Below are 21508 nucleotides of genomic sequence, written 5' to 3'. Positions count from 1 at the left end.
AAAATAAACACTAATAGCATTTAAAATTATAGATATAATTTAGCATAACCTGCTTATTGCTAAATTCCATTTTTTATGGATACACCTCAAAATAAACAGACTTTTTTCGCAGATGTCGTTTTACCTGTTCCTGTAAACCAGTACTTCACATACAGAATCCCCTTTGAGTATGCAGATGAAATACAGGTAGGCTCCAGAGTAATAGTGCAGTTTGGTAAAAGACGTATAGTTACAGCAATAGTTGTAAAAAAGCATCAGCAGGCACCAGTTACCCAACAAGTAAAATATATTCTCGATCTCCTAGATGAGGAACCATGTGTAAACCAAATCCAAATACAGTTTTGGGAATGGGTTGCAGAATATTACATGTGCAGTATTGGTGAGGTAATGAATGTTGCTTTACCTTCAGGCTTTAAATTAACAAGCCAATCTCGTATTCAAATTAATCCAGAATTTAGTGTTGAAGCTCATCAGATTACACTTTCAGAAAGAGAGTTGAACTTATTAAGTGAGCTTCAAAAAAAAGACTCTTTAGCTTACCATGAAGCAGGTGAATTACTTGAGGTTGAAAACCCATATAAAATCATTAAATATTTAATAGCTAAGCGAGCCATTATTATTTATGAAGAAGTTAAAGAGAAGTATAAGCCTAAGGTTCAAAAGAAGATCAGGTTACAAGAAGATTGGGTTGTAGGTGAGGAAAAATTAAATGAGTTATTTGATGAAGTAAAATCGTCTGTAAAACAAGAAGAGGTATTATTAAAGTATTTATCGCTTATACCTTTACATGATCTTCCGAAAAAAAATAAATCTGGAGTTGAGAAATCTATTTTATTAAAAAATAATATTTCGGTCTCATCACTTAAAACCCTAATTAAAAAAGATGTTCTGGTTGAGTTTGAAGAAATTGTTCCTCGATTTGAATATAAAAATGATAAGTTATCTAAAGAAATACTTCTAAGTGATAAACAGAAGGTTGTTAGAGATGAGATTTTAGAAATTTATAAAGAAAAAGATACAGCTCTTATTTATGGAGTTACTGGTAGTGGTAAAACAGAAATCTATATTGATCTAATAAAAAAAGTACTTGATAGTGGAAGTCAGGTACTTCTATTACTTCCAGAAATAGTTTTAACTACACAAATAGTAAACAGACTCCAACATGTTTTTGGAGATAATATGGGGGTATATCATTCTCGTTTTTCTGATAATGAAAGAGTTGAAGTCTGGAATGGCGTTTTGAGTGGGAGGTTTACTTTTATAGTTGGTGTAAGATCATCACTTTTCCTTCCATTTGATAATCTTGGGTTAATAGTCGTAGACGAAGAACATGATTCCTCTTATAAACAATATGATCCTGCACCAAGATATAATGCCCGTGATGGAGCACAGGTATTGGCGAAATTACATCATGCTAAAGTTCTGTTAGGTTCAGCTACACCTTCTATTGAATCTTACTATTTGGCTACATCGGGGTTTTATGGCTTAGTTGAGCTTAAAGAAAGGTTTGGTAATGCTTCAATGCCAGATATAGTTCTTTCAGATTTAAGAAAAGAAAAAAAGCAGAGAAAAATAAGAGGAGAGTTTAGCTCAATGCTCGTATCTGAAGTTGAAAATAGTTTAAACAACAGTAAGCAAGTAATCCTCTTTCAAAACAGAAGGGGATATGCACCTTATATTATGTGTGAAGATTGCGGCCATATCCCAACATGTGAAAACTGTGCTGTAAGCTTAACATATCATATGTATAGAAATATTATGGTATGCCATTACTGTGGGCATAAAGAGCCTGTTCCAAAGAAATGTAAAAGTTGTGGCTCTAATAGAGTTAAAACATCTGGGTTAGGTACAGAAAAAGTTGAGGATGAAATTAAAGAGATTTTTCCAAATGCTAGGGTTCAGCGTATGGATCTGGATACAACCAGAAAAAAGTACAGTTATCAAAAGATATTAGATGAATTTGGGAGTGGACAAACGGATATTTTAGTGGGTACTCAAATGGTTAGTAAGGGGCTTGATTTTGGTAATGTTAATTTGGTCGGAATTTTCGATGTTGATCGATTGATCTTCTTTCCTGACTTTAGATCTCACGAAAGAGCATTTCAATTAATATCTCAGGTAAGTGGTAGAGCTGGAAGGAGAGAAGATAAAGGGAAAGTTGTTTTACAAACATCTTCTCCAACACACCCACTAATGAATAACATTGTTAATCATAATTATGAGGCTTTTTTTTATACAGAAATAAGGGAAAGAAAAAATCATGATTATCCGCCATTTACTAGGTTAATTAGAGTTACTGTAAGAAATGCAGATAGAGATATAACTATGTTACAGGCAGATAAGCTAGCTTGGGAGCTTAAAAATCAATTGGGGAGTAAACGTATTTTGGGACCAGAATCACCAGTAATTGATAAAATTAGGAATCTATATTTAAAAGATATTTTAATTAAAGTTGAAAGGAATAAGATTAATTTAAAGCAGGTTAAAAAATCTATAACCGATTCAATAGATAAAGTAAACGATAAAAAGAGATTCAAGCAATTAGATGTACTTATTGATGTAGATTGCTTATAATGTTAATAACATAGTAAAAAGCGTTATTGGAATTAAAGATCAAAGTAGTTTTCAATATGAACTATTAGACGCTGCTTGTATTTTTATACCTCCAAGAGCAGATCTTTTTAAGTTTTGAAGTTCTTTAGTTTTGTCCTCTACCCATTTTTCTTTGCTGTACTTTTTTTCTGGGTATGCTTCACTATAATAAATGTATTCTTTATCATAGTTGATGAACTCTTCAAAAAATATATCTTCAATAATGGCAAAGTTCTCGCCTACATTCTCTTTTAAGGAGTATAACTCAGAGCTTTGCTGTTGAATAATTTCTTCTATTTGTTGGTTGTATTTGAGCGCTTCAACTCTTATGCGCTCATCTTCGTAGTTGGTGTTTACTGAAGCTGTAAGACTATTATCAGGTATGTCCCATTCAACAGAATTGTCTTCAACTACTTCATAGATTGCTTCTTCTCTCGAAATCATTTCAATAGCAAGTATATTTTGCCATTTCATTATTTGTTGTTGGATATCTATATCTAGGTCATCCCATTTGCTGTCAAAGTATTCTTCCCATAAGCCAATGTTTTGATAATCTAAAGTTATCTTTTCCCAGACTTTTGGTTTATGCAAGGGATCATCAATGGTGTCTTCTTGAGCCAATATATTATTCGATACAAGAATAAATAAGAAAATGATGATGTAGTGTATGGGTTTGTAAGCTTGTTTCATATTAAGTTGGTGATTATTTTCTGATCTTTAATTCCGCTTTTATAATTTCATATATTATTCCTTAATTTCATTCTTCTTTTAAATAAAAGTTAATGACGTAAGATGTAGAGTGATTTTTAAATAATGTGAGTGATAGTTGTCATAATTACCAAAAAGAATAGAAAGGATAATTGGAAGTAAAAACATTAAGAACTAATTTTGCCGACCTAAATGGTTAAAAGCTTCTAAATTCTTCTTTAATAAGTAAATTTATTAAGTCTAAATGGCAAATAAAGGAAAAGTTACTCAGGTTATTGGTCCCGTGGTTGATGTAAGCTTTGAAGACGATGCACATTTACCGCAGATTTTAAATGCATTGGAAGTAAGCAGACCAGATGGTTCAAAGCTTGTACTTGAAGTACAAAATCACCTAGGTGAGGATAGAGTTCGTACTATTGCAATGGATAGTACGGAAGGATTGCAAAGAGGTGTTGATGTTATTGACACTGGTTCAGCGATCTCTATGCCAGTAGGTGAAGATACCAAAGGTCGATTATTCAATGTGGTTGGGCAAGCAATTGATGGTATTAAGCAACCTGAGGGAAAACAAAAACTACCAATTCACAGACACGCACCTAAATTTGAAGATTTATCTTCTTCAACTGAGGTATTATACACAGGTATTAAAGTTATTGACTTAATTGAGCCATATGCAAAAGGTGGTAAAATTGGTCTTTTTGGTGGAGCTGGTGTTGGTAAAACAGTATTGATTCAGGAGCTTATAAACAATATTGCGAAAGCATATTCTGGTTTATCGGTATTTGCAGGTGTAGGTGAAAGAACAAGAGAGGGTAATGACTTGCTTCGAGAGATGTTAGAATCAGGTATTGTTACATATGGTGATGATTTCCTTCACTCAATGGAAGCTGGTGAGTGGGATCTTGATAAAGTTGATTACGATAAAATAAAAGATTCTAAAGCTACCTTTGTTTTTGGACAAATGAACGAGCCTCCTGGGGCGCGTGCAAGAGTAGCGCTTTCAGGACTTACTTTAGCTGAATATTTTAGAGATGGTGATGGACAAGGAAAAGGTAGAGATATTCTTTTCTTCGTTGATAATATATTTAGATTTACACAGGCTGGTTCAGAAGTATCAGCATTATTAGGTCGTATGCCATCTGCGGTAGGTTATCAACCAACGCTTGCAACTGAGATGGGTGCTATGCAAGAAAGAATTACCTCAACAAAAAGAGGTTCAATTACTTCTGTACAAGCAGTTTATGTACCTGCTGATGACCTTACAGACCCTGCTCCTGCGACAACTTTCTCTCACCTTGATGCTACTACTGTACTTTCAAGAAAAATCTCTGAGTTAGGTATTTATCCTGCGGTGGATCCATTGGATTCTACTTCAAGAATTATGACTCAAGATATTCTTGGTAAAGAGCACTACGATACAGCTCAACGAGTAAAGTTAACCTTACAGAGATATAAAGAACTTCAAGATATTATTGCCATCTTAGGTATGGACGAATTATCTGAAGATGATAAGTTGTTAGTAGCTCGTGCAAGAAGAGTGCAGAGATTTTTATCTCAACCATTCCACGTTGCAGAACAGTTTACAGGTCTTCCAGGTGTATTTGTTGATATTAAAGATACTATCAAAGGGTTTAATGAAATCATGGATGGTAAGCACGACAATCTACCAGAAGCGGCATTTAACCTTGTAGGTACTATAGAAGATGCAGTAGAGAAAGGTGAGAAGTTACTTGCTCAGGCTAAAAAATAAATTTTAAATTTTATATTTTTCAAAATATGTATTTTGAGTTGATAACACCTGATAAAAAAGCTTTTGAAGGAGAAGTAATTGGTGTAAAGATGCCAGGAGTGAATGGTTCTTTTGAAGTGTTAAATAATCACGCGCCTATTATTAGTAATCTTGAAAAAGGTGAATTAAGGGTTACGGCTTCGAATGAGCAAAAGTTTTTTGAAATAGAAAGTGGCATTGTAGAAGTACTAAATAACAAAATTGTTGTTCTTACTGAAACCGTTCAAGAAAAATAAAGCTCATATCACTTTATTGTTAAAAAAAAGCCCTCAAATAAGGAGGGCTTTTTTATTTTTTCATATAATATCGTATAAATTTCCAATACATGTTGCATAAAAAATAATATCTCTATATTTTTGCAATCCTTTTACAGAAGCAATCCTCTGATGAAAGGGCTTTAAGTAGTTTTTTTGTGGTTTCACAGAAATAAAAAATATACTCCGTGGATACATTAAGTTATAAAACCCTGTCGGTAAGCAAAGAAACCGCAGGTAAAAAATGGGTGATAATTGATGCTGCTGATGCAGTTCTTGGAAGATTGAGTAGTGAAGTAGCTAAAATTATCAGAGGAAAACATAAGCCTAATTATACACCACATGCAGATTGTGGAGATAGTGTAATTGTTATCAATACTGACAAGATAAAGTTGACAGGTAAAAAGTGGACTGATAAAGTTTACATCCACTATACTGGGTACCCAGGTGGTCAAAGACATAGAACTCCTCTAGAATTAAAGGAGAAGTCTTCAACTCTTCTTATTGAAAAGGCTGTAAGAGGTATGCTACCAAAAAATAAACTTGGAAGAGCAATACTAAAGAATTTATATATATATGAGGGTGCAGAACATCCACATGAAGCTCAAAAACCAATTGAAATTAAGATACAATAATGGCAGTCGTTAATACAATCGGAAGAAGAAAAAAATCTATCGCCCGTATCTATATGTCTGAAGGTAAGGGTGGAGTAACAGTTAATAACAGAGAATTAACTACTTATTTCCCTTCAGAAATTTTACAGACAATCGTAAACCAGCCTTTAAGTGCTTTAGGTATCAAAGGGAGTTACGATATTAAAGTAAATGTTACTGGTGGAGGTATTGCAGGTCAAGCAGAAGCTATAAGATTAGCTATTTCTAGAGCCTTGGTAGAAGTAAATCCTGAGTATAGATTAACATTGAAACCAGAAGGGTTCTTAACTAGAGATCCAAGAATGGTTGAAAGAAAGAAATACGGACGTAGAAAAGCTAGAAGAAAATTCCAGTTTAGCAAGCGTTAATTCCTTGTCGGAAATCTTTATTTATTTTATACATATATTTTTAAATTTTATTCCATGCCAAAGTTAGAGTATAAAGATCTTTTGGACGCTGGGGTGCATTTTGGCCACCTTACCAGGAAATGGAATCCGAAAATGGCTCCATACATATTTATGGAGAGAAACGGAATCCACGTTATAGATCTTAATAAGACAATTGCCTGTGTTGATACAGCATCTGCCTTTATGAAAAATATCGTAAAGTCAGGTAGAAAAATCATGTTTGTTGCTACTAAAAAACAAGCAAAACAAATAGTTTCTGAGGAAGCTGAAAGGCTAAAAATGCCTTTCGTGACTGAAAGATGGTTAGGTGGTATGCTTACCAACTTTGCTACAGTTAGAAAGTCTATTAAGAAGATGTCTGCTATTGAGAGGTTGATGAAAGATGAAGCTTTCAAAAACTTAGCAAAGAGAGAGAGGTTGATGAAACAACGTGAGAAGGATAAGTTGGAGAAGATTTTAGGTGGTATTTCAGATCAAAACAGACTTCCTGCAGCGTTATTTGTAGTTGATATCAAGAGAGAGCATATTGCTATAAAAGAAGCAAAAAAATTAAATATACCTGTAATAGGTATGGTTGATACTAACTCTGATCCAGGGTTAATCGATTATCCTATTCCTGCTAATGATGATGCATTTAAGTCTATTTCATTAATTACTTCTGTAATAGGTAAAGCTATTGAAGAAGGTCTGCAAGAGCGTAAGAAAGAGAAAGAAGACGCAAAATTGAAACAAGCAGAAAATGAGAAAAAGGCAGTTGATGAAAAACAAGAAACAGTAGTTGAGTCTAAAAAAGATGCAGCTCCTGAAGCTGAATCAAAAGATTCAAAAAAATAGTAAACAGCCTTTTTAGTAATTTTAAATTCTTTGTGCTATGAACAGACACGAAATAGAAATAAAGTTAGGTGAATTAAAAGGTAAGCAGTCTGAAATCTTTAAAGTAAAGAAAGACCAGCGAGATGCTGATGCTTTATCTGCAATCAGAAAAGAAATTTCTGATTTAAAGTCTCAGCTTGCTGATGCGCCTAAAAAAGAAGATTAATTCTCTATTATAACTATTATTATTAATGCAATTTAAAGGTTATATAAGTGCTGTTAAAGTTCTGATATAACCTTTTAATATTTTTATAAATAAATTCCAAATCAAATGGCCATTACAGCAAAACAAGTAAATGAATTAAGGCAAATTACTGGTGCAGGAATGATGGATTGTAAAAACGCACTAGTTGAAGCTGAAGGAGATATAGAAAAAGCAATTGACTTGCTTAGAAAAAAAGGACAAAAAGTAGCTGCCAAAAGAGCTGATAGAGAGGCTTCTGAAGGTAATGTATACTCTTATATTAATGAGGCGGGAACTGTAGGTATCGCTTTTGCTTTAAACTGTGAGACTGAACCAGTATCTAACACAGAAGAATTTAAAAAGTTAGGCGAAACTATTCTTAAAGTTGCAATTGATAATGCAATTTCTTCTAAAGAAGAAGTTGTTGAAGTTGAAGTTGACGGAAAGAAGATCGCTGAATATATGGTTGAGCTTTCTGGAAAGATTGGTGAGAAAATCGAAATTTCTGACTATGCTTATATAGAAGGTGAACAAGTTGTTGATTATTTGCACGGTACTAGTATTGTTGTATTAGTAAACCTTGCTGGTGGAACTGGAGAAGAAGTTATTGAAGCAGGTAAAAACGTTGCTATGCAAATTGCAGCAATGAAACCATTAGCTGTAGATAAAGACGGAATCGATATTGAGGTAGTTGAAAGAGAAAAGCAAGTTGGTATCGAAAAAGCAAGAGAAGAAGGAAAACCAGAACATATTCTTGATAAAATCGCTCAAGGTTTTGTTCAAAAATTCTTTAAGGAAAATACATTGCTTAGCCAACAATATGTAAAAGAGCCTAAGCAATCTGTAACACAATATCTTGATTCAGTAAAAAAAGGACTTACTGTTAAGTCTTTCTCAAGAATTGGTATTGGTAGATAAGTTATAATACATATCAAAATTCATAAAAAAGCCTGCTTGTTAAATCAAGCAGGCTTTTTTTATAATATTTTATTGTTCTGATTTAATTAATCAATAACTTTTAATTGGAAATATATTAATACTACAAATGTTCCATATTGATCAGCTAGGTATAACATCCCTTCTCCAGTTTCTTGGTCTATACCTTGTTCATAGCTGCTTGCAAGTTCATCTGTATTTGGATTATATGTGATATTATCTGAAGTGGGATTGAATGTACCTTGTCCAATAATATCAACTTCATCATAACTATCTAGTTCCTCATCTGAGGTATATTCACCAATTTCATTTTCATCATCGTCAAATAAATATAAATAATAGCTTTCGTCACCGAGTAAAAAATCACCTGAAACAGATATTTCTATTGGGTTTTCGGTTACATTATTAAAAACTTGGGAGCTTGTATTAAAAAATTCTTCTGTACTAATAACTTCAAGATCAAAATAAATATCTGGTCCATTATTTTTATCCCAAGGTCTAATAATGGTATCTCCGCTATTATTAATGAAAGCAAGAGTATCTGTATAATATATTTCTGCTTTAGTAAAATAACGTTCTCCAACAACTAGAGAGTCTGTAAATGTTTCAAAAGCTCCTTTTTCTGTAGTTGCTGTTAAAGTTACTGCATAAACTCCTGGAACAGTATACTCATGAGTAGGTGAAGCGTTTATACTTTGGTTACCATCACCAAAGTCCCATTCATAAGTTAATGTTCCACCATCTGCTGCAACACTACTATTTGTAAATGATATGTCTTTGTTTGGCTCTCCGTAGTTAGGTATTGTAGCTGATACAGTAGGTGCAGGACCTAAATCTTCATCATCCTCACAGCTAAATAGTAAAGACGATAAAAGGACTATCGCAGATAGTTTGATTAATGAAAAAAAAGGCTTGTATAATCTAAACATGGCTTTATAAAAAGTGATAAAAAATGTAGCAAGTAAAAAATTAAAGTTTAATGAAGGATTAACTTGAATTAGAAGATGACGTTTATCCTTGCTTTAACAATGCTAATATGTGTCTAGTAAATAAATGTGTAGTATTGAATTGTTGCTAGGGTTTACGAATATACTTTAGTTTTTTGACATTACAAGTGTGAATGATACCGAAATTTGCGGGATTTTTAAAGAAAAACTTTTTCTTTGAGTAAGTTTTAACTAAAATGGTACAAATTCTTTTCTATGATTTATCTCCATTTTTAATGGAAAATAAACTAAATTTTAGGGGATTTTTGTGTTGAATGATATTTACTATTAAACTAATCTCCCCAAATTATTGTAATAATTGTTACATTTTAATTTGAGGGACTCCTGCAATCATAAGGAAATCTGCTTCTGTGAAAGTTTAGTTAGAAGATAAAAGCGCGAACTACTATTTATTTTGTAAAATAACCTTGTGATTTTTAAGTCAAAATTGAAGAATAATTTAATTCTTGATTTTATACAAAATAAAATCACAAATTTTATTTTTAATACATATATACAATTGTAAGTAAAACTACAATCGTCAATTTTTTTAGTCTTTCAAATTTCGATAGCTTATTTTTTAATTTTACATGAGAAAGCTCCTCTTATTGCTTATTTTTTCTTTTTACTATTTAAATAACTTTACTCACGCTCAAGACCAACCTATTAAAGGTCAGGTTACTGCTGCAGAAGATGACTCTCCATTAGTCGGTGTTACTGTAGTAATTAAAAATACCTCTAAAGGTGTTACTACAAATCTTGATGGAGAATTTACAATAAATGCTTCAACTGGAGACGAGCTAGTTTTCCAGATGGTAGGTATGCAGAGTAAAACTGTAAAAATTGGTACACAAACTTTTATTCAAGTTAGTTTGGAAGACGAAGCTTCCATTTTAGATGAACTAGTAGTAACTGGTTTTCAGGAACTAGATAGAAAACTATTTACAGGTGCCTCTGAAAACGTCAAGATGGATGACATTAAAGCCAAAGGTATGGTGGATGTTAGCCGTATGCTCGAGGGACAGGTAGCTGGAGTCTCTGTTGAAAATGTCTCAGGAACTTTCGGAACAAGTCCCAAAATCAGAATCAGAGGTAATGTATCTATTAATGGTAACAATCAGCCTTTGTTTGTTGTAGATGGTGTAATTCTGGAAGATCTGGCAAATGTTAGTACGGATGATTTTATTTCTGGTAATGCAAATACACTTATTAGTTCTTCTGTTGCCAACTTAAACCCTAGTGATATTGAATCTTTCCAGATTCTGAAAGATGCTTCTGCCACAGCTATTTATGGAGCTAGAGCAGCAAACGGGGTAATTGTAATTACAACAAAAAGAGGAAAGAGTGGAAAGTTAAGAGTAAATTATTCTGGTAACTTTTCCGGAAAACTAAGACCTACCTATAATCAGTTTTATTTGATGAATTCTGCCGAAGAAATGTCTGTTTACAGAGAGCTTTACAGAAAAGGCTTGGTAGATATTAGTACTTCGGTAAGAGCAAAAAACTATGGTGCACTTGGAAAAATGTTTAACCTCATTGCTAATCACGAATTGGATTGGGGAGTAGGAGGGACATTAAACGAGCAATATTTGAATAAATACGAAAATGCTAATACAGATTGGTTTGATGTATTATTCCACGATTTTGGCCTACAGCAACAACATTCACTAAGTTTTACAAGTGGTAGTGAAAAGTCTAACAGCTACTACTCATTAAGTTACTTAAACGACCAAGGGCAAACAATTGCAGATAATGTTCAAAGATTTACAGGTACGGCCAGGAATACTTATTTTATCTCCGATAAATTTACATTTGGCTTAAAGCTAACAGGTAGCTATCGAGAGCAAAAGGCACCAGGTACTAGAAATAGAGAGTTTGATCCTATTACTGGTAGATATTCTAGAAGCTTTGATATCAACCCGCTCAGTTATGCTCTGAATACAAGCCGTAGTATGAGGCCTTATGATGATGATGGTGAACTTGAATTTTTTAGAAAAAACTATGCGCCATTTAACATCCTTCAAGAATTAGAAGAAAATTATATCGATATACAAGTAGTCGATGTATCAGCTCAAACAGATTTTGAAGTAAGACCTATTAAAAATGTTGTTGTAAAAAGTGTATTACAAGCTCGTTTTGCTAACACAGACAGATCTCACGTTGTTACAGAAAACTCAAATCAGGCAGAAGCTTACAGAGCAAACCAGACACAGTTTATTCAAGATGCTAACAACCTGTTATACACAGACCCAGATAATCCAGGACTTAACCCTGTTGTAGTTTTACCAGAAGGTGGTTTTCTTTACAAAGATCAGGATGACCTTATAAATTTCTACAATAGAAATAGTGTTGAATATTCACTTAACCTAAATGATGTTCACGATATAAATATATTAGCTGGACAAGAACTCAGGTATACAAACAGATCAAGCAATAGCTCAACAGGTTTAGGTGTAGTGTATGAGAGTGGAGGTGTTGTTGTAACCGATCCTAATATTATTGAGTTTTTTAACTTACAAGATATAGATTACTATAGCCTGTCAAACAGTAAAGATCGATTCTTTGGTCTATTTTTTAATGGAGGATATGCCTACAAATCAAGATATGTAGCAAACTTTACTGTGAGGTATGATGGTTCGAACCAGTTGGGTAATAGTCCTCAGGCGAGATATTTACCTACTTGGAATGTAAGTGGTGCATGGAATGTACACAACGAACCATTTATGGAAAACATCGGGATTTTCGATAATTTAAAACTGAGAGGTACTTATGGCATATCTGGTAATTTACCTCCTAATGCAAGTGCTTTACTCAATCTTTCGTCTGATGTAACTATTCGCCCTACAGATACAGAACCTTATTTATTTATCGAAGAACTTACCAATACAGAGCTTACTTGGGAAAAGTTAAAAGAGGTGAATGTTGGTGTTGATATGGGATTTCTTGGTGGACGAATCAATACTTCTGTGGATGTATATGAGCGCCAAGGATTTGATTTGATAGGTGTTGTACAAACAAGTGGTATTGGAGGACAAGGGCTTAAGGTTGGTAACTTTGCCGATATGCAAGCAAAAGGGATAGAGGCTTCTATCTCAACTGTCAATATAAAGAAGAAAGATTTCTCATGGAGTACTAACTTAAACTTTGGATATACTAAAGATAAAATTACTCGACTAGATTTCGGCCCTCGAATTGTAGATGCGATTACTCAAAATGGTGCTGCTGTGTTAGATGGTCCTAGAAGAGGTTTGTTTTCTACCAACTTTGCTGGTTTAACAAGTGCTGGTGTTCCTCAATTTTATGATCAAGATGGAGAACTGGTTTATAACTTCGATTTACAATCTAGAGAAGATTTAAGAGAAACTTTAGTATACGAAGGCCCTGCTGAACCAAGGGGTGCGGGAGGTTTTACAAACACTTTCAACTACAAGGGTTTTTCACTTCGAGTGCTTCTATCATTCAAGTTTGATTATAAGATTAGGCTGAATGATGCTTTCTATAGCACTTATACTGATTTCGATGCATTACCACAAGAATTGGTTAACAGATGGGCAGTTCCGGGTGACGAAGAACTTACAGATATTCCAGTTATACTTGATAGAGGTGTTGCTAATACCAATGGTGACCTTAATCAGGCGTATGAGCTTTTCAATAAAAGTACTGCAAGAATTGCCGATGGAAGTCACGTAAGATTAAAAACAGTTAACCTCTCTTACATGTTGCCTCCAAACATCGTATCTCGCATGGGCTTATCAACAATTTCTTTATCTGTTGAAGGTCAAAATCTGGCTTTACTTTATTCAGACGATAAACTAAATGGTCAGGATCCCGAATTTTTTTCAACTGGTGGGGTAGCATTACCTCAACCTAGACTTGTTACTTTTTCTCTGAACATTGGTTTATAATCTTTCCTTTATTTCAATATCGAAATGAAAAAACTTGACTACAAAAAAAATCATTTTATAAAGCTTTTCACAAAGGGTATTTTTATTTTTTCACTCATATTATCATTCTCTTCTTGCGATGATTATCTGGATGAAGTACCCGATAATAGAGTTGCACTAGACGACCTAGAAAAAGCCGCGCAATTGCTAACCAATGCATATCCAATTAGTAGCTATGCATTTACAGACTGGATGACAGACGATGTTGGTTATACCTTAGGGGTAACTATCCGACTAAACCAGGAACAAACCTATATGTGGGAAGATGTAACATCAGACCCAACAGACCAAGACACACCTATTTTTGCTTGGTTTCAAAGTTACGAAGCAGTCGCTCACGCCAACGAAGTTTTAGCAGTATTAAACGAGCTTCCAATAGAAGACGATGATGATATAGATTTTAGAAATTCTATTGAATCAGAAGCGAGATTAACCAGAGCATATGCACATTTTATGTTGGTAAACCTATTTTCAAAGCATTATGACGAATCAACTGCTTCTAGCGATTTGGGTGTGCCTTATGTAGAAGAACCTGAAACTGTTTTTATTAAGACCTATACCAGAAACACTGTACAAGAGGTGTATGACAAAGTTGAAGAAGATATGCTCAAAGGTATCGAACTATTAGACGATAGCTACTTTGCAAATTCTGGTAAATACCACTTTAATAGAGGCGCTGCTTTGGCTTTTGCTTCTCGTTTTTATCTTTTTAAAGGCGATTACGAAAACTGTGAAAAATACAGCACATTATTATTAGGAGCATCAGCAGGTTCATATGTGAGAGACCTTACTTCTGATGAGTTTCAGGCAGCGAGTTCCTCAATTACTGGTTATCCGCAATTATATTGCTCTCCCGATTTACCAAGTAACTTATTATTGATAAGAAAAATCTCTTTAGTGCAACGTACAGACTTTGCACATGGGCCAGTAAGTGATATTTACAATGCAATTTTCGATGAGAATCCATTTTCAGGAACAACAGACGAAAGAGAGAATCCAGCTTTTGTTAAAGGAGACAATGCTTTGTTTCCTGTAAGATACCAGAGCTTGTTCCAGAGAAGTAGTGCTAACTCAGATGTTGGTTTTCCTTATCATATTGCCATGGCTTTTAAAGGTGAAGAAGTGCTTTTGAATAGAGTAGAAGCTAATATATTTTTAAATAGAGTTGATGAAGCAATTGAAGATTTACAGGCTTTAGCAGATAGAAGATATAGTGGTGCAGATGCTGAGGTGACTATTGCTAGAATCAGGTCTTTTTATGGAGTTACAAATAACCCGAATTATAGCGACAGATATATTTTATACATCTATGCGCTGGCAGAAAGAAGGAAAGAATTTATTTCTCAGGGCTTACGCTGGTTTGATGTTAAGAGGTTAGGAATTGAAGTAGAGCATGATTTGGAAGATGGTAGTGTCATCACGCTGGAATCAGAAGATCTCAGAAAAGTATTGCAAATACCTCAATCAGCAATAGATGTAGGTGGCTTAAGAGCAAATCCAAGGTAATATGATAAGACTTTAAAAATTTTAATATAGATCAAAATGAAATTTAAAAATATATCTGCGACAACCTGTATTATTGCGCTAATGGCCTCCTTAGTATCAGGTTGTTATGAAAAAGAAGAACTCAGCGTGCCAGTAATAGAAACACCTGAGCTGGTAGACGATATTGACATCTACATCGAGGAAAATTTCACCCAGAAATACGATATGGCTATTCGCTACAGATTTGTAGATAACTATGTAGGTGTTGATGAAAGAGCAGTACCACCTACACTAGAGAAGGTACAACCCATGTTAGAATTTATTCAAAAATTTTGGATTGATCCTTATTTGGAAGTAGCAAACGGAGCTGATTTTTTCGCGAATCACGTGCCACCAGAAATTGTCTTTCTTGGAGGGCCTATTTACAATTATGATGGTACAGTTACATTGGGTACCGCTGATGCCGGTGCTCAAATCACTTTTACTAATGTAAATGATATTGATACCGAAGATAAAGAGTGGGTAGCCTTACAGCTTAATGTAGTTTATCATGAGTTTTCTCACATTGTTCACCAGCGATATAAGCTACCAAATGCTTTTGAAGAAATTGCGGCTACTGGTTATACCAGTGGTGGTTCGTGGTATACACTTACCGATGAGGAGGCCCTAGAAAGAGGATTTGTATCTCCATATGCAACTAGTTCACCTAATGAAGACTTTGCAGAAACAGTAGCATTTTATCTTTTCTATGAAGACTTTATCGAATACTACTTGACTGACGAGGAAGATTGTACAACGCTTGTATGTGAACAAAGAAATGAGGGTAGAGAGAAAATTAGACAGAAATTGGCTTCAATTAGTGAGCATTATCTTAAGGTAACAGGAATCGACTTAGAAGAATTAAGAAATATCATTCAGGCAAAATTATAATCAGATAATCCATTATGTTAAAAAAATATATATATCCATTATTATTCTTGGCCTTCATTTCTGCCTGTGATGATGACGAACCTGAAACTCTGGCTTCTGTGGAAGTGAGATCGGCAGAAGCAATTCAGGCACTTGAAACAGAATTAACTACTCCAAGTAATGGCTGGATTCTACAATACACACCAACTGATGGCGCTGGCTTTTTTAATGTATTGTTGAATTTTGATGCAGAAGGAAAAGTAAATATCAAGACTGATGCGATGTTCAGCGATGGAGAGTACTTTGATCAGACAATCTCTTACAGAATTGATAATGCTCAAGGTTTAGAGTTAATTCTTGAAACATATGGTTTTTTCCATTATTTGTTTGAGAAAGATCAATCTACTTTTGGTGGTGAATTTGAGTTTTTATACGATAGTAAAGATGGTGAGAACCTAATTTTCGGAAGCCTTTCAGATGCATCAGACCGAACAGTATTGGTATTTAAACCAGCTACTGATGATGATATTACTGCTATTGAAAACTCTAGAGATTTGGCAGAGTTGTTAGAAGCCTCGATTGATGGTACAGGTTCAAGTTTGGTTGAGTCTGTAAGTTTTCAGGTAATTCTAGAAAGTCAGAATGTTTCTGTATTCTTTGTATTTGATTTTGATACCAGGTCTTTAAAAGTTCTTTCAGCGAGTGAAGGTGTAACAGAAGATGAGATACTTGCTTCTTCAAACAATATCTTAGTAAATCATACAACGGGTTATGGTTATAGCGATGGTAGTATTTTATTGGAAGAACCGGTGGCATTTACACTAGGTGGGCAACAAGTAATTATTAGTTCTATTGCATTAACAAGCGTGAGTCAAGAAAGCGTGGCTTATTGTGACGGCGAAGAGGCTAGTGAGATTTATTCTTATAAAGGTACCGTTTTAGGCTCTGGTAATGTTACTGCTAAAACAGGTTTGTTTATGGGTTCTACCAATTTCCAACCTATGTTGGATAACCCATTCAGTACAGATATAGCTTATTTTTATAATGAAAATAGCGAATCGATAGGAGATAGTATTTTAGCAGATATACCTGATGCTTATGCATTTCAATTGTATTATGGTTACGATATAGGAGATACAGATTTATTTTATGCAATGGGTATTGTATTGTTAGATGCAGATAATAATGTAGATTTTCTTTTAAGAGAGTTTGAGCCTATTGAAAATGAAGGTAATAAGCTCACTTTTAATTTTACGGGGGAATATTTTACGACAAAAGATATGACTGCTGAACAGGAAGCTGCCATAAATAAATATACTGATCTAATTTTTGGAGGAACCAGCATATATGTAATTGATCTGGCTTTTAGAGATGACTTGTTTATACTTTATAATCCTTGTAATAAGTACGAGACTCTAATGTTCAATTAGATAAAAAATATTTCAAAATTAAAAGTTCTGTACAGATGAGTTACAGAACTTTTTTTATGCATTTGTTTCTGGAATAAGCACTTCGTAAAGTCTATGATTCCCTTTTTTTCCTTTCAATACAGTCTCACATGTTTTCCCAAGTTTAACTTTCTCTGGCAATAAAGCCTTTACGCTTTCTGATATGAGAAAGTGAGTGCCAAACAATTTGTTTGTTGTTTCAATACGGCTTGCCATATTTACAGGGTCGCCAATTACCGAAAACTTTTGCATTCCTTCAATTCCAATTGTACCTGTAATAACATTGCCATAGTTAATACCTATCCTTATTTTAAAGCTCTTACAGTACATTTTTTCAAGGTAAGGATTCAACTTCAGCAATTCTTTATTCATTTCTATACCAGCCTCTACAGCTAAAAGTGCAGCTTCTTCAGGCGTAGATTCATATAAGCCAAAAATGGCTAATAGCCCATCACCATAGTAATCAATAATATTTCCTCTTTTCTTATTAATTACTTTTCCCATTAGATAAAAATACTTATTGAGTACATGCATAATATCGTAGGAGGGAAGGGCTTCTGCAAAAGGAGTATAGCCTTCGATATCAACAAACATGATGGCAAGTTTTTTAGGCTCTCCCATTTTTTGTAATTCAAGAGAGTTTTTGCCCATTATATTAGTTAGTTCTAGATCGATATCGTCTATAACAGGTCTTTTTAAAATGAGCTTGCCGTCACCTTTTATTCTGGTTTGGCAAGCCAAACGCACATTCTTCGGAAATTTAACCTTATTAGCCAGTTTCTTTTCTGCTTCTCCGGGCTTAGAAAGTAATTCACTACCAGTTTCGACTACAACCCTGCAAGTAGAACATTTGGCAAAACCGCCACAAGCATGTGCATGAGGAATTCCCGCTTTAAGAGATGCTTGCAGAATGGTTTCTTCAAGTTCCGAATGTACTATTTTATCATCGGGAGAAATTTGAAAACTAGGCATTTCACTAATTTAAAAAATTAAAAGGCTCATTAATATCTCTGCTCTAAATCTTCCATTTTTTCAAAAGCATCAATTCTTCCTAATTCAAAAGCTTTTTTGTAAAGTCTATGAGCTTCTTTTAAACTTTCTTTTTTCTTTTTTGGAGCAAATTTGGTTCTACTTGCAATTTCTTCCATTTGCAATGCCCTTTCAAAATAAGAATCTGCTTCTTTCTTTTGAGCCTCTTCACTTAAATTATTAATTCTTGTTTCTAGGTCGGCAAGTTCCTGCTCTTTGGCTTCAATCTCCTCTTTTTGCTGACTTAGTTTCTGCTTTTGTAGTTCAACAGTAGTTATAAGACCTTCATTTTCAGTTTTGTATTTTTCAACTTGATCATTAAGTGCATTTATACTGCTTTCTTTGTCTGCAATGCTTGTTCTCAACTTAGCAATCATTGCTATAAACGTCTGGTTTTTCTGATCACTCTGCCCAAGTTTATCTTCCATCTCCTTTAGCCTTGTTTTGCTATTATTGATGTATTCGTTTATAAAATTTAATCTTTCAGCGTAATCGGTATAGGTAGTACCTCTTTCAAGTTGCGTATTTAATATGTTTTGAGATCTTTCGATGGAGTCTAGCATCATGTCAACCTCGTTGATCTGACTTGCCATTGTGTTATTATAGGCCTCAGTATCTTTAATTTCGGACCTTAACTTTTCTATTTCATGCCTTAACTGTTCTTTTTCACTAGAATCGCACGAAATTAAAGTAAATAGTAAGTAAATAAGTATGGTTGAAGAATTGGATAATTTCATTTTAAAATGATATGATTTTGCTAAATAATATTGATTATCAAAGCAAAAATACAGCAAAATGTGTGGGGATTCTTATTTTTTTAAGGCTTTAAGAATTTTAGTGCCTCGGGATTTAAAACCAGCACTACTATAAGGCATTTGATCTTCAATTATAATAATGAGCTCGTATTTTAATTCTGGATATTGCCTCACAATTTTTTCAAGTACTGTTATAGCAAAAACTTTAATTGCAATAGCTTCTTTACCACTTGTTAAAAAGTTAAAACAAATATCGGCAAGCTCACCCATTAACTCATCTGGAATTTCAATAAACTGTAAGATTCGTAGAATATTCCTTTTAACTGTGTCGTGTTTGGGATTGTGCAGTTGTTTTACGAGTAGCGATAAATAAGGCTTAATTAAAAAAGGGTGCTTTTCAGCGATAATGCTGAGCACCCAAGCAGATCTTTGTACAAGTCTGTATTCTTCACCTATAAAAATTTCAATTAATTGCTTGAATCTAACTTTGTCTTCCCCAATATACTCTGCAATGTTTAAGGAGTTGGCTTTGGAGTGTTCTTTTAATAATGCTTCTGAAATATTCATAGCACTTTATAGATTCAAGCAATTTTGAATAATTATACAGTTTCTGTTTGTAGAGCTTCTTTTGCTTTTCTGTTTTCCTCTACTACATCCTTCTCAACTTTTAGGTGGTTAATAATAAATTCCTGACGGTCAGGTGTGTTTTTACCCATAAAATATTTAAGAAGTCCAGATATTGAAGTTTCTTTTTTCAAGATAATTGGCTCAAGTCTAATGTTTTCGCCAATAAAGCCACCGAATTCGTCTGGCGAAATCTCGCCTAAACCTTTAAATCGAGTAATCTCTGGTTTGTTACCAAGCTGATTAATCGCATTTATTCTTTCTTCATCAGAATAGCAGTAAATAGTTTTCTGCTTGTTTCTTACTCTAAATAGAGGTGTTTCAAGAATATAAAGGTGACCTGCACGAACTAGTTCAGGGAAAAACTGTAGAAAGAATGTAAGCATTAATAGTCTAATGTGCATACCATCTACGTCGGCATCAGTAGCAATTACAATTTTGTTGTAACGAAGTCCATCAATGCCGTCTTCAATATTTAGAGCGTGTTGTAATAGATTAAACTCTTCATTTTCGTAAACCACTTTTTTGGTTAATGAGTAGCAGTTAAGTGGCTTACCTCTCAAACTAAAAACAGCTTGTGTTTCTACATTACGAGATTTAGTAATACTTCCACTGGCAGAGTCACCCTCGGTAATGAAAAGAGTAGTTTCATACTTCTTTTCTTCATCGTTTTTACCTCTATCGTTTAAATGAAGCTTACAGTCTCTTAATTTTTTATTGTGAAGATTAGCTTTTTTAGCTCTGTCGTTTGCAATCTTTTTAATTCCTGCAATTTCTTTCCTTTCTCTTTCAGATTGCAAGATTCTTTTGAGCATAGCCTGAGCTGTCTCAGGATTTTTGTGGAGATAGTCATCTAAATCTTTCTTCACAAAGTCTAGCACATACTTACGGATAGTTTCTCCATCCGGAGACATATTGATAGAACCAAGTTTAGTTTTAGTCTGAGATTCAAAAACTGGTTCTTGTACCCTTACACTAATCGCTGCAACAATAGATGCTCTTACATCCATTGCATCAAAGTTTTTATTAAAATGATCTCTTACAGTTTTAACTACAGCTTCTCTAAAAGAAGAAAGGTGCGTACCACCTTGCGTAGTAAACTGGCCATTTACAAATGAATAATAGTCTTCGCCATATTGATTGGCATGAGTAAGAGCTAATTCTATATCATTTCCTCTTAAGTGGATAATCGGATATCTTAATGCTTCCTCATCTGCTTTTCTGCTTAGTAGGTCTAATAATCCTTTTTCAGAAAAATACTTCTTGCCATTAAATTTAATAGTAAGACCTGCATTTAGATAAGCATAATTCCAGATTTGATTTTCGAGATATTCGGGAATAAATCTATAGTTCTTAAAGATGGTGCCATCGGGAGAAAATCTAACTCTGGTTCCGTTTTTCTCATTGGAAGCTTCTATTTTATGATCTTTTACTAGCTCACCTCTTTCAAACTCTGCTGTTTTCATTTTGCCATCTCTCACAGCAGTTACTACAAAGGTGCTAGCTAAGGCATTTACTGCTTTTGTACCAACTCCATTTAAACCCACCGATTTTTGGAAAGCATTAGAGTCGTATTTTGCACCTGTGTTTATTTTAGAAACACAATCTATTACTTTACCTAGTGGAATGCCTCGCCCGTAATCTCTTATTTCTACAGCTGCATCTTCTACAGTCACTTCGATTATTTTTCCGAAGCCCATCATGTGTTCGTCAATAGAGTTATCTATAATCTCTTTTACTAACACATAGATACCATCATCAGGAGCTGATCCATCACCGAGTTTACCTATATACATACCCGGTCTTAACCTGATATGCTCTCTCGGTTCGAGTGACTTAATACTATCTTCGTTATAAGTTACTGGCTGTGACATATATAATTATTTAAAAGATATTTTTTACAAAACCTGAAAGTAAAAAAAAGTGGAGACA

General features: G+C 34.1%; 18 protein-coding genes. 12 read left to right on the top strand and 6 right to left on the bottom strand.

Features of this window, described 5'->3' with window-relative positions:
• Window positions 1-75 precede the first annotated feature (75 nt).
• Window positions 76-2574 (top strand): replication restart helicase PriA, encoded by a 2499-nt coding sequence (gene priA, locus OQ292_RS06850; protein ID WP_284685309.1) that lies wholly within the window; start codon window positions 76-78, stop codon window positions 2572-2574.
• A gap of 51 nt (window positions 2575-2625) precedes the next feature.
• Here the strand turns inward: priA and OQ292_RS06845 are convergent, their stop codons facing one another.
• Window positions 2626-3282, bottom strand: a complete 657-nt coding sequence (locus OQ292_RS06845; RefSeq protein WP_284685308.1) for a hypothetical protein — start codon at window positions 3280-3282, stop codon at window positions 2626-2628.
• Window positions 3283-3544: 262 nt separating this feature from the next.
• On the opposite strand from OQ292_RS06845, the gene atpD reads away from it, so the two are divergent.
• From atpD to tsf, 7 genes are all read left to right on the top strand, one after another.
• Window positions 3545-5050, top strand: a complete 1506-nt coding sequence (atpD, locus tag OQ292_RS06840) for a F0F1 ATP synthase subunit beta (RefSeq protein ID WP_284685307.1) — start codon at window positions 3545-3547, stop codon at window positions 5048-5050.
• 26 nt (window positions 5051-5076) lie between these two features.
• A complete protein-coding gene (locus tag OQ292_RS06835) occupies window positions 5077-5325 on the top strand; it encodes a F0F1 ATP synthase subunit delta/epsilon (protein WP_284685306.1) in 249 nt (82 codons plus the stop codon).
• A gap of 206 nt (window positions 5326-5531) precedes the next feature.
• On the top strand, window positions 5532-5978 hold the full coding sequence (gene rplM, locus OQ292_RS06830) for a 50S ribosomal protein L13 (RefSeq protein ID WP_284685305.1): 447 nt from the start codon (window positions 5532-5534) through the stop codon (window positions 5976-5978).
• A complete protein-coding gene (rpsI, locus tag OQ292_RS06825; RefSeq protein WP_284685304.1) occupies window positions 5978-6364 on the top strand; it encodes a 30S ribosomal protein S9 in 387 nt (128 codons plus the stop codon). The genes rplM and rpsI overlap by 1 nt, the downstream gene beginning before the upstream one ends.
• Before the next feature lie 54 nt (window positions 6365-6418).
• Window positions 6419-7237 (top strand): 30S ribosomal protein S2, encoded by an 819-nt coding sequence (gene rpsB / locus OQ292_RS06820; RefSeq protein WP_284685303.1) that lies wholly within the window; start codon window positions 6419-6421, stop codon window positions 7235-7237.
• A 37-nt stretch (window positions 7238-7274) separates the two neighbouring features.
• A complete protein-coding gene (locus OQ292_RS06815) occupies window positions 7275-7442 on the top strand; it encodes a hypothetical protein (protein ID WP_284685302.1) in 168 nt (55 codons plus the stop codon).
• Window positions 7443-7547: 105 nt separating this feature from the next.
• Window positions 7548-8378, top strand: coding sequence for a translation elongation factor Ts (gene tsf, locus OQ292_RS06810; protein WP_284685301.1), 831 nt, complete (start codon window positions 7548-7550; stop codon window positions 8376-8378).
• 86 nt (window positions 8379-8464) lie between these two features.
• Here tsf and OQ292_RS06805 read toward each other — a convergent pair whose 3' ends face one another.
• On the bottom strand, window positions 8465-9325 hold the full coding sequence (locus tag OQ292_RS06805; RefSeq protein ID WP_284685300.1) for a PKD domain-containing protein: 861 nt from the start codon (window positions 9323-9325) through the stop codon (window positions 8465-8467).
• Window positions 9326-9972: 647 nt separating this feature from the next.
• Here OQ292_RS06805 and OQ292_RS06800 point away from each other — a divergent pair.
• From OQ292_RS06800 to OQ292_RS06785, 4 genes are read left to right on the top strand one after another with little or no spacing between them, the layout of a single operon-like run.
• Complete coding sequence (locus OQ292_RS06800; RefSeq protein ID WP_284685299.1) at window positions 9973-13287, top strand: SusC/RagA family TonB-linked outer membrane protein; 3315 nt, start codon at window positions 9973-9975, stop codon at window positions 13285-13287.
• Window positions 13288-13311: 24 nt separating this feature from the next.
• Window positions 13312-14832 (top strand): RagB/SusD family nutrient uptake outer membrane protein, encoded by a 1521-nt coding sequence (locus tag OQ292_RS06795; protein WP_284685298.1) that lies wholly within the window; start codon window positions 13312-13314, stop codon window positions 14830-14832.
• A gap of 36 nt (window positions 14833-14868) precedes the next feature.
• Entirely contained in the window at window positions 14869-15741 is an 873-nt protein-coding gene (locus tag OQ292_RS06790) for a putative zinc-binding metallopeptidase (protein ID WP_284685297.1), read from the top strand.
• Between the two features lie 14 nt (window positions 15742-15755).
• Window positions 15756-17150: a DUF4302 domain-containing protein gene (locus tag OQ292_RS06785; protein WP_284685296.1), complete on the top strand. Its 1395-nt coding sequence runs from the start codon at window positions 15756-15758 to the stop codon at window positions 17148-17150.
• A gap of 54 nt (window positions 17151-17204) precedes the next feature.
• On the opposite strand, the gene OQ292_RS06780 is transcribed toward OQ292_RS06785, so the two are convergent.
• From OQ292_RS06780 to OQ292_RS06765, 4 genes are all read right to left on the bottom strand, one after another.
• On the bottom strand, window positions 17205-18140 hold the full coding sequence (locus tag OQ292_RS06780; RefSeq protein WP_284685295.1) for an adenylate/guanylate cyclase domain-containing protein: 936 nt from the start codon (window positions 18138-18140) through the stop codon (window positions 17205-17207).
• A 29-nt stretch (window positions 18141-18169) separates the two neighbouring features.
• Window positions 18170-18934 (bottom strand): coiled-coil domain-containing protein, encoded by a 765-nt coding sequence (locus OQ292_RS06775; protein ID WP_284685294.1) that lies wholly within the window; start codon window positions 18932-18934, stop codon window positions 18170-18172.
• A 72-nt stretch (window positions 18935-19006) separates the two neighbouring features.
• A complete protein-coding gene (locus OQ292_RS06770; RefSeq protein WP_284685293.1) occupies window positions 19007-19519 on the bottom strand; it encodes a hypothetical protein in 513 nt (170 codons plus the stop codon).
• A 32-nt stretch (window positions 19520-19551) separates the two neighbouring features.
• Window positions 19552-21450 (bottom strand): DNA topoisomerase IV subunit B, encoded by a 1899-nt coding sequence (locus OQ292_RS06765; RefSeq protein ID WP_284685292.1) that lies wholly within the window; start codon window positions 21448-21450, stop codon window positions 19552-19554.
• Between the last annotated feature and the right edge of the window lie 58 nt (window positions 21451-21508).

This window comes from Chondrinema litorale (assembly GCF_026250525.1).
Lineage (GTDB): Bacteria > Bacteroidota > Bacteroidia > Cytophagales > Flammeovirgaceae > Chondrinema > Chondrinema litorale.
Note: the sequence above shows the minus strand (reverse complement) of the source record. Positions and strands in the feature narration are given on the sequence as shown.

What these genes read in the sequence shown, in the direction of transcription:
- priA (WP_284685309.1), top strand. Translation starts at nt 76, where the DNA reads ATGGATACACCTCAAAATAAACAGACTTTTTTCGCAGATGTCGTTTTA.
- OQ292_RS06845 (WP_284685308.1), bottom strand. Translation starts at nt 3,282, where the DNA reads ATGAAACAAGCTTACAAACCCATACACTACATCATCATTTTCTTATTT.
- atpD (WP_284685307.1), top strand. Translation starts at nt 3,545, where the DNA reads ATGGCAAATAAAGGAAAAGTTACTCAGGTTATTGGTCCCGTGGTTGAT.
- OQ292_RS06835 (WP_284685306.1), top strand. Translation starts at nt 5,077, where the DNA reads ATGTATTTTGAGTTGATAACACCTGATAAAAAAGCTTTTGAAGGAGAA.
- rpsI (WP_284685304.1), top strand. Translation starts at nt 5,978, where the DNA reads ATGGCAGTCGTTAATACAATCGGAAGAAGAAAAAAATCTATCGCCCGT.
- rpsB (WP_284685303.1), top strand. Translation starts at nt 6,419, where the DNA reads ATGCCAAAGTTAGAGTATAAAGATCTTTTGGACGCTGGGGTGCATTTT.
- OQ292_RS06815 (WP_284685302.1), top strand. Translation starts at nt 7,275, where the DNA reads ATGAACAGACACGAAATAGAAATAAAGTTAGGTGAATTAAAAGGTAAG.
- tsf (WP_284685301.1), top strand. Translation starts at nt 7,548, where the DNA reads ATGGCCATTACAGCAAAACAAGTAAATGAATTAAGGCAAATTACTGGT.
- OQ292_RS06805 (WP_284685300.1), bottom strand. Translation starts at nt 9,325, where the DNA reads ATGTTTAGATTATACAAGCCTTTTTTTTCATTAATCAAACTATCTGCG.
- OQ292_RS06800 (WP_284685299.1), top strand. Translation starts at nt 9,973, where the DNA reads ATGAGAAAGCTCCTCTTATTGCTTATTTTTTCTTTTTACTATTTAAAT.
- OQ292_RS06795 (WP_284685298.1), top strand. Translation starts at nt 13,312, where the DNA reads ATGAAAAAACTTGACTACAAAAAAAATCATTTTATAAAGCTTTTCACA.
- OQ292_RS06790 (WP_284685297.1), top strand. Translation starts at nt 14,869, where the DNA reads ATGAAATTTAAAAATATATCTGCGACAACCTGTATTATTGCGCTAATG.
- OQ292_RS06785 (WP_284685296.1), top strand. Translation starts at nt 15,756, where the DNA reads ATGTTAAAAAAATATATATATCCATTATTATTCTTGGCCTTCATTTCT.
- OQ292_RS06780 (WP_284685295.1), bottom strand. Translation starts at nt 18,140, where the DNA reads ATGCCTAGTTTTCAAATTTCTCCCGATGATAAAATAGTACATTCGGAA.
- OQ292_RS06775 (WP_284685294.1), bottom strand. Translation starts at nt 18,934, where the DNA reads ATGAAATTATCCAATTCTTCAACCATACTTATTTACTTACTATTTACT.
- OQ292_RS06770 (WP_284685293.1), bottom strand. Translation starts at nt 19,519, where the DNA reads ATGAATATTTCAGAAGCATTATTAAAAGAACACTCCAAAGCCAACTCC.
- OQ292_RS06765 (WP_284685292.1), bottom strand. Translation starts at nt 21,450, where the DNA reads ATGTCACAGCCAGTAACTTATAACGAAGATAGTATTAAGTCACTCGAA.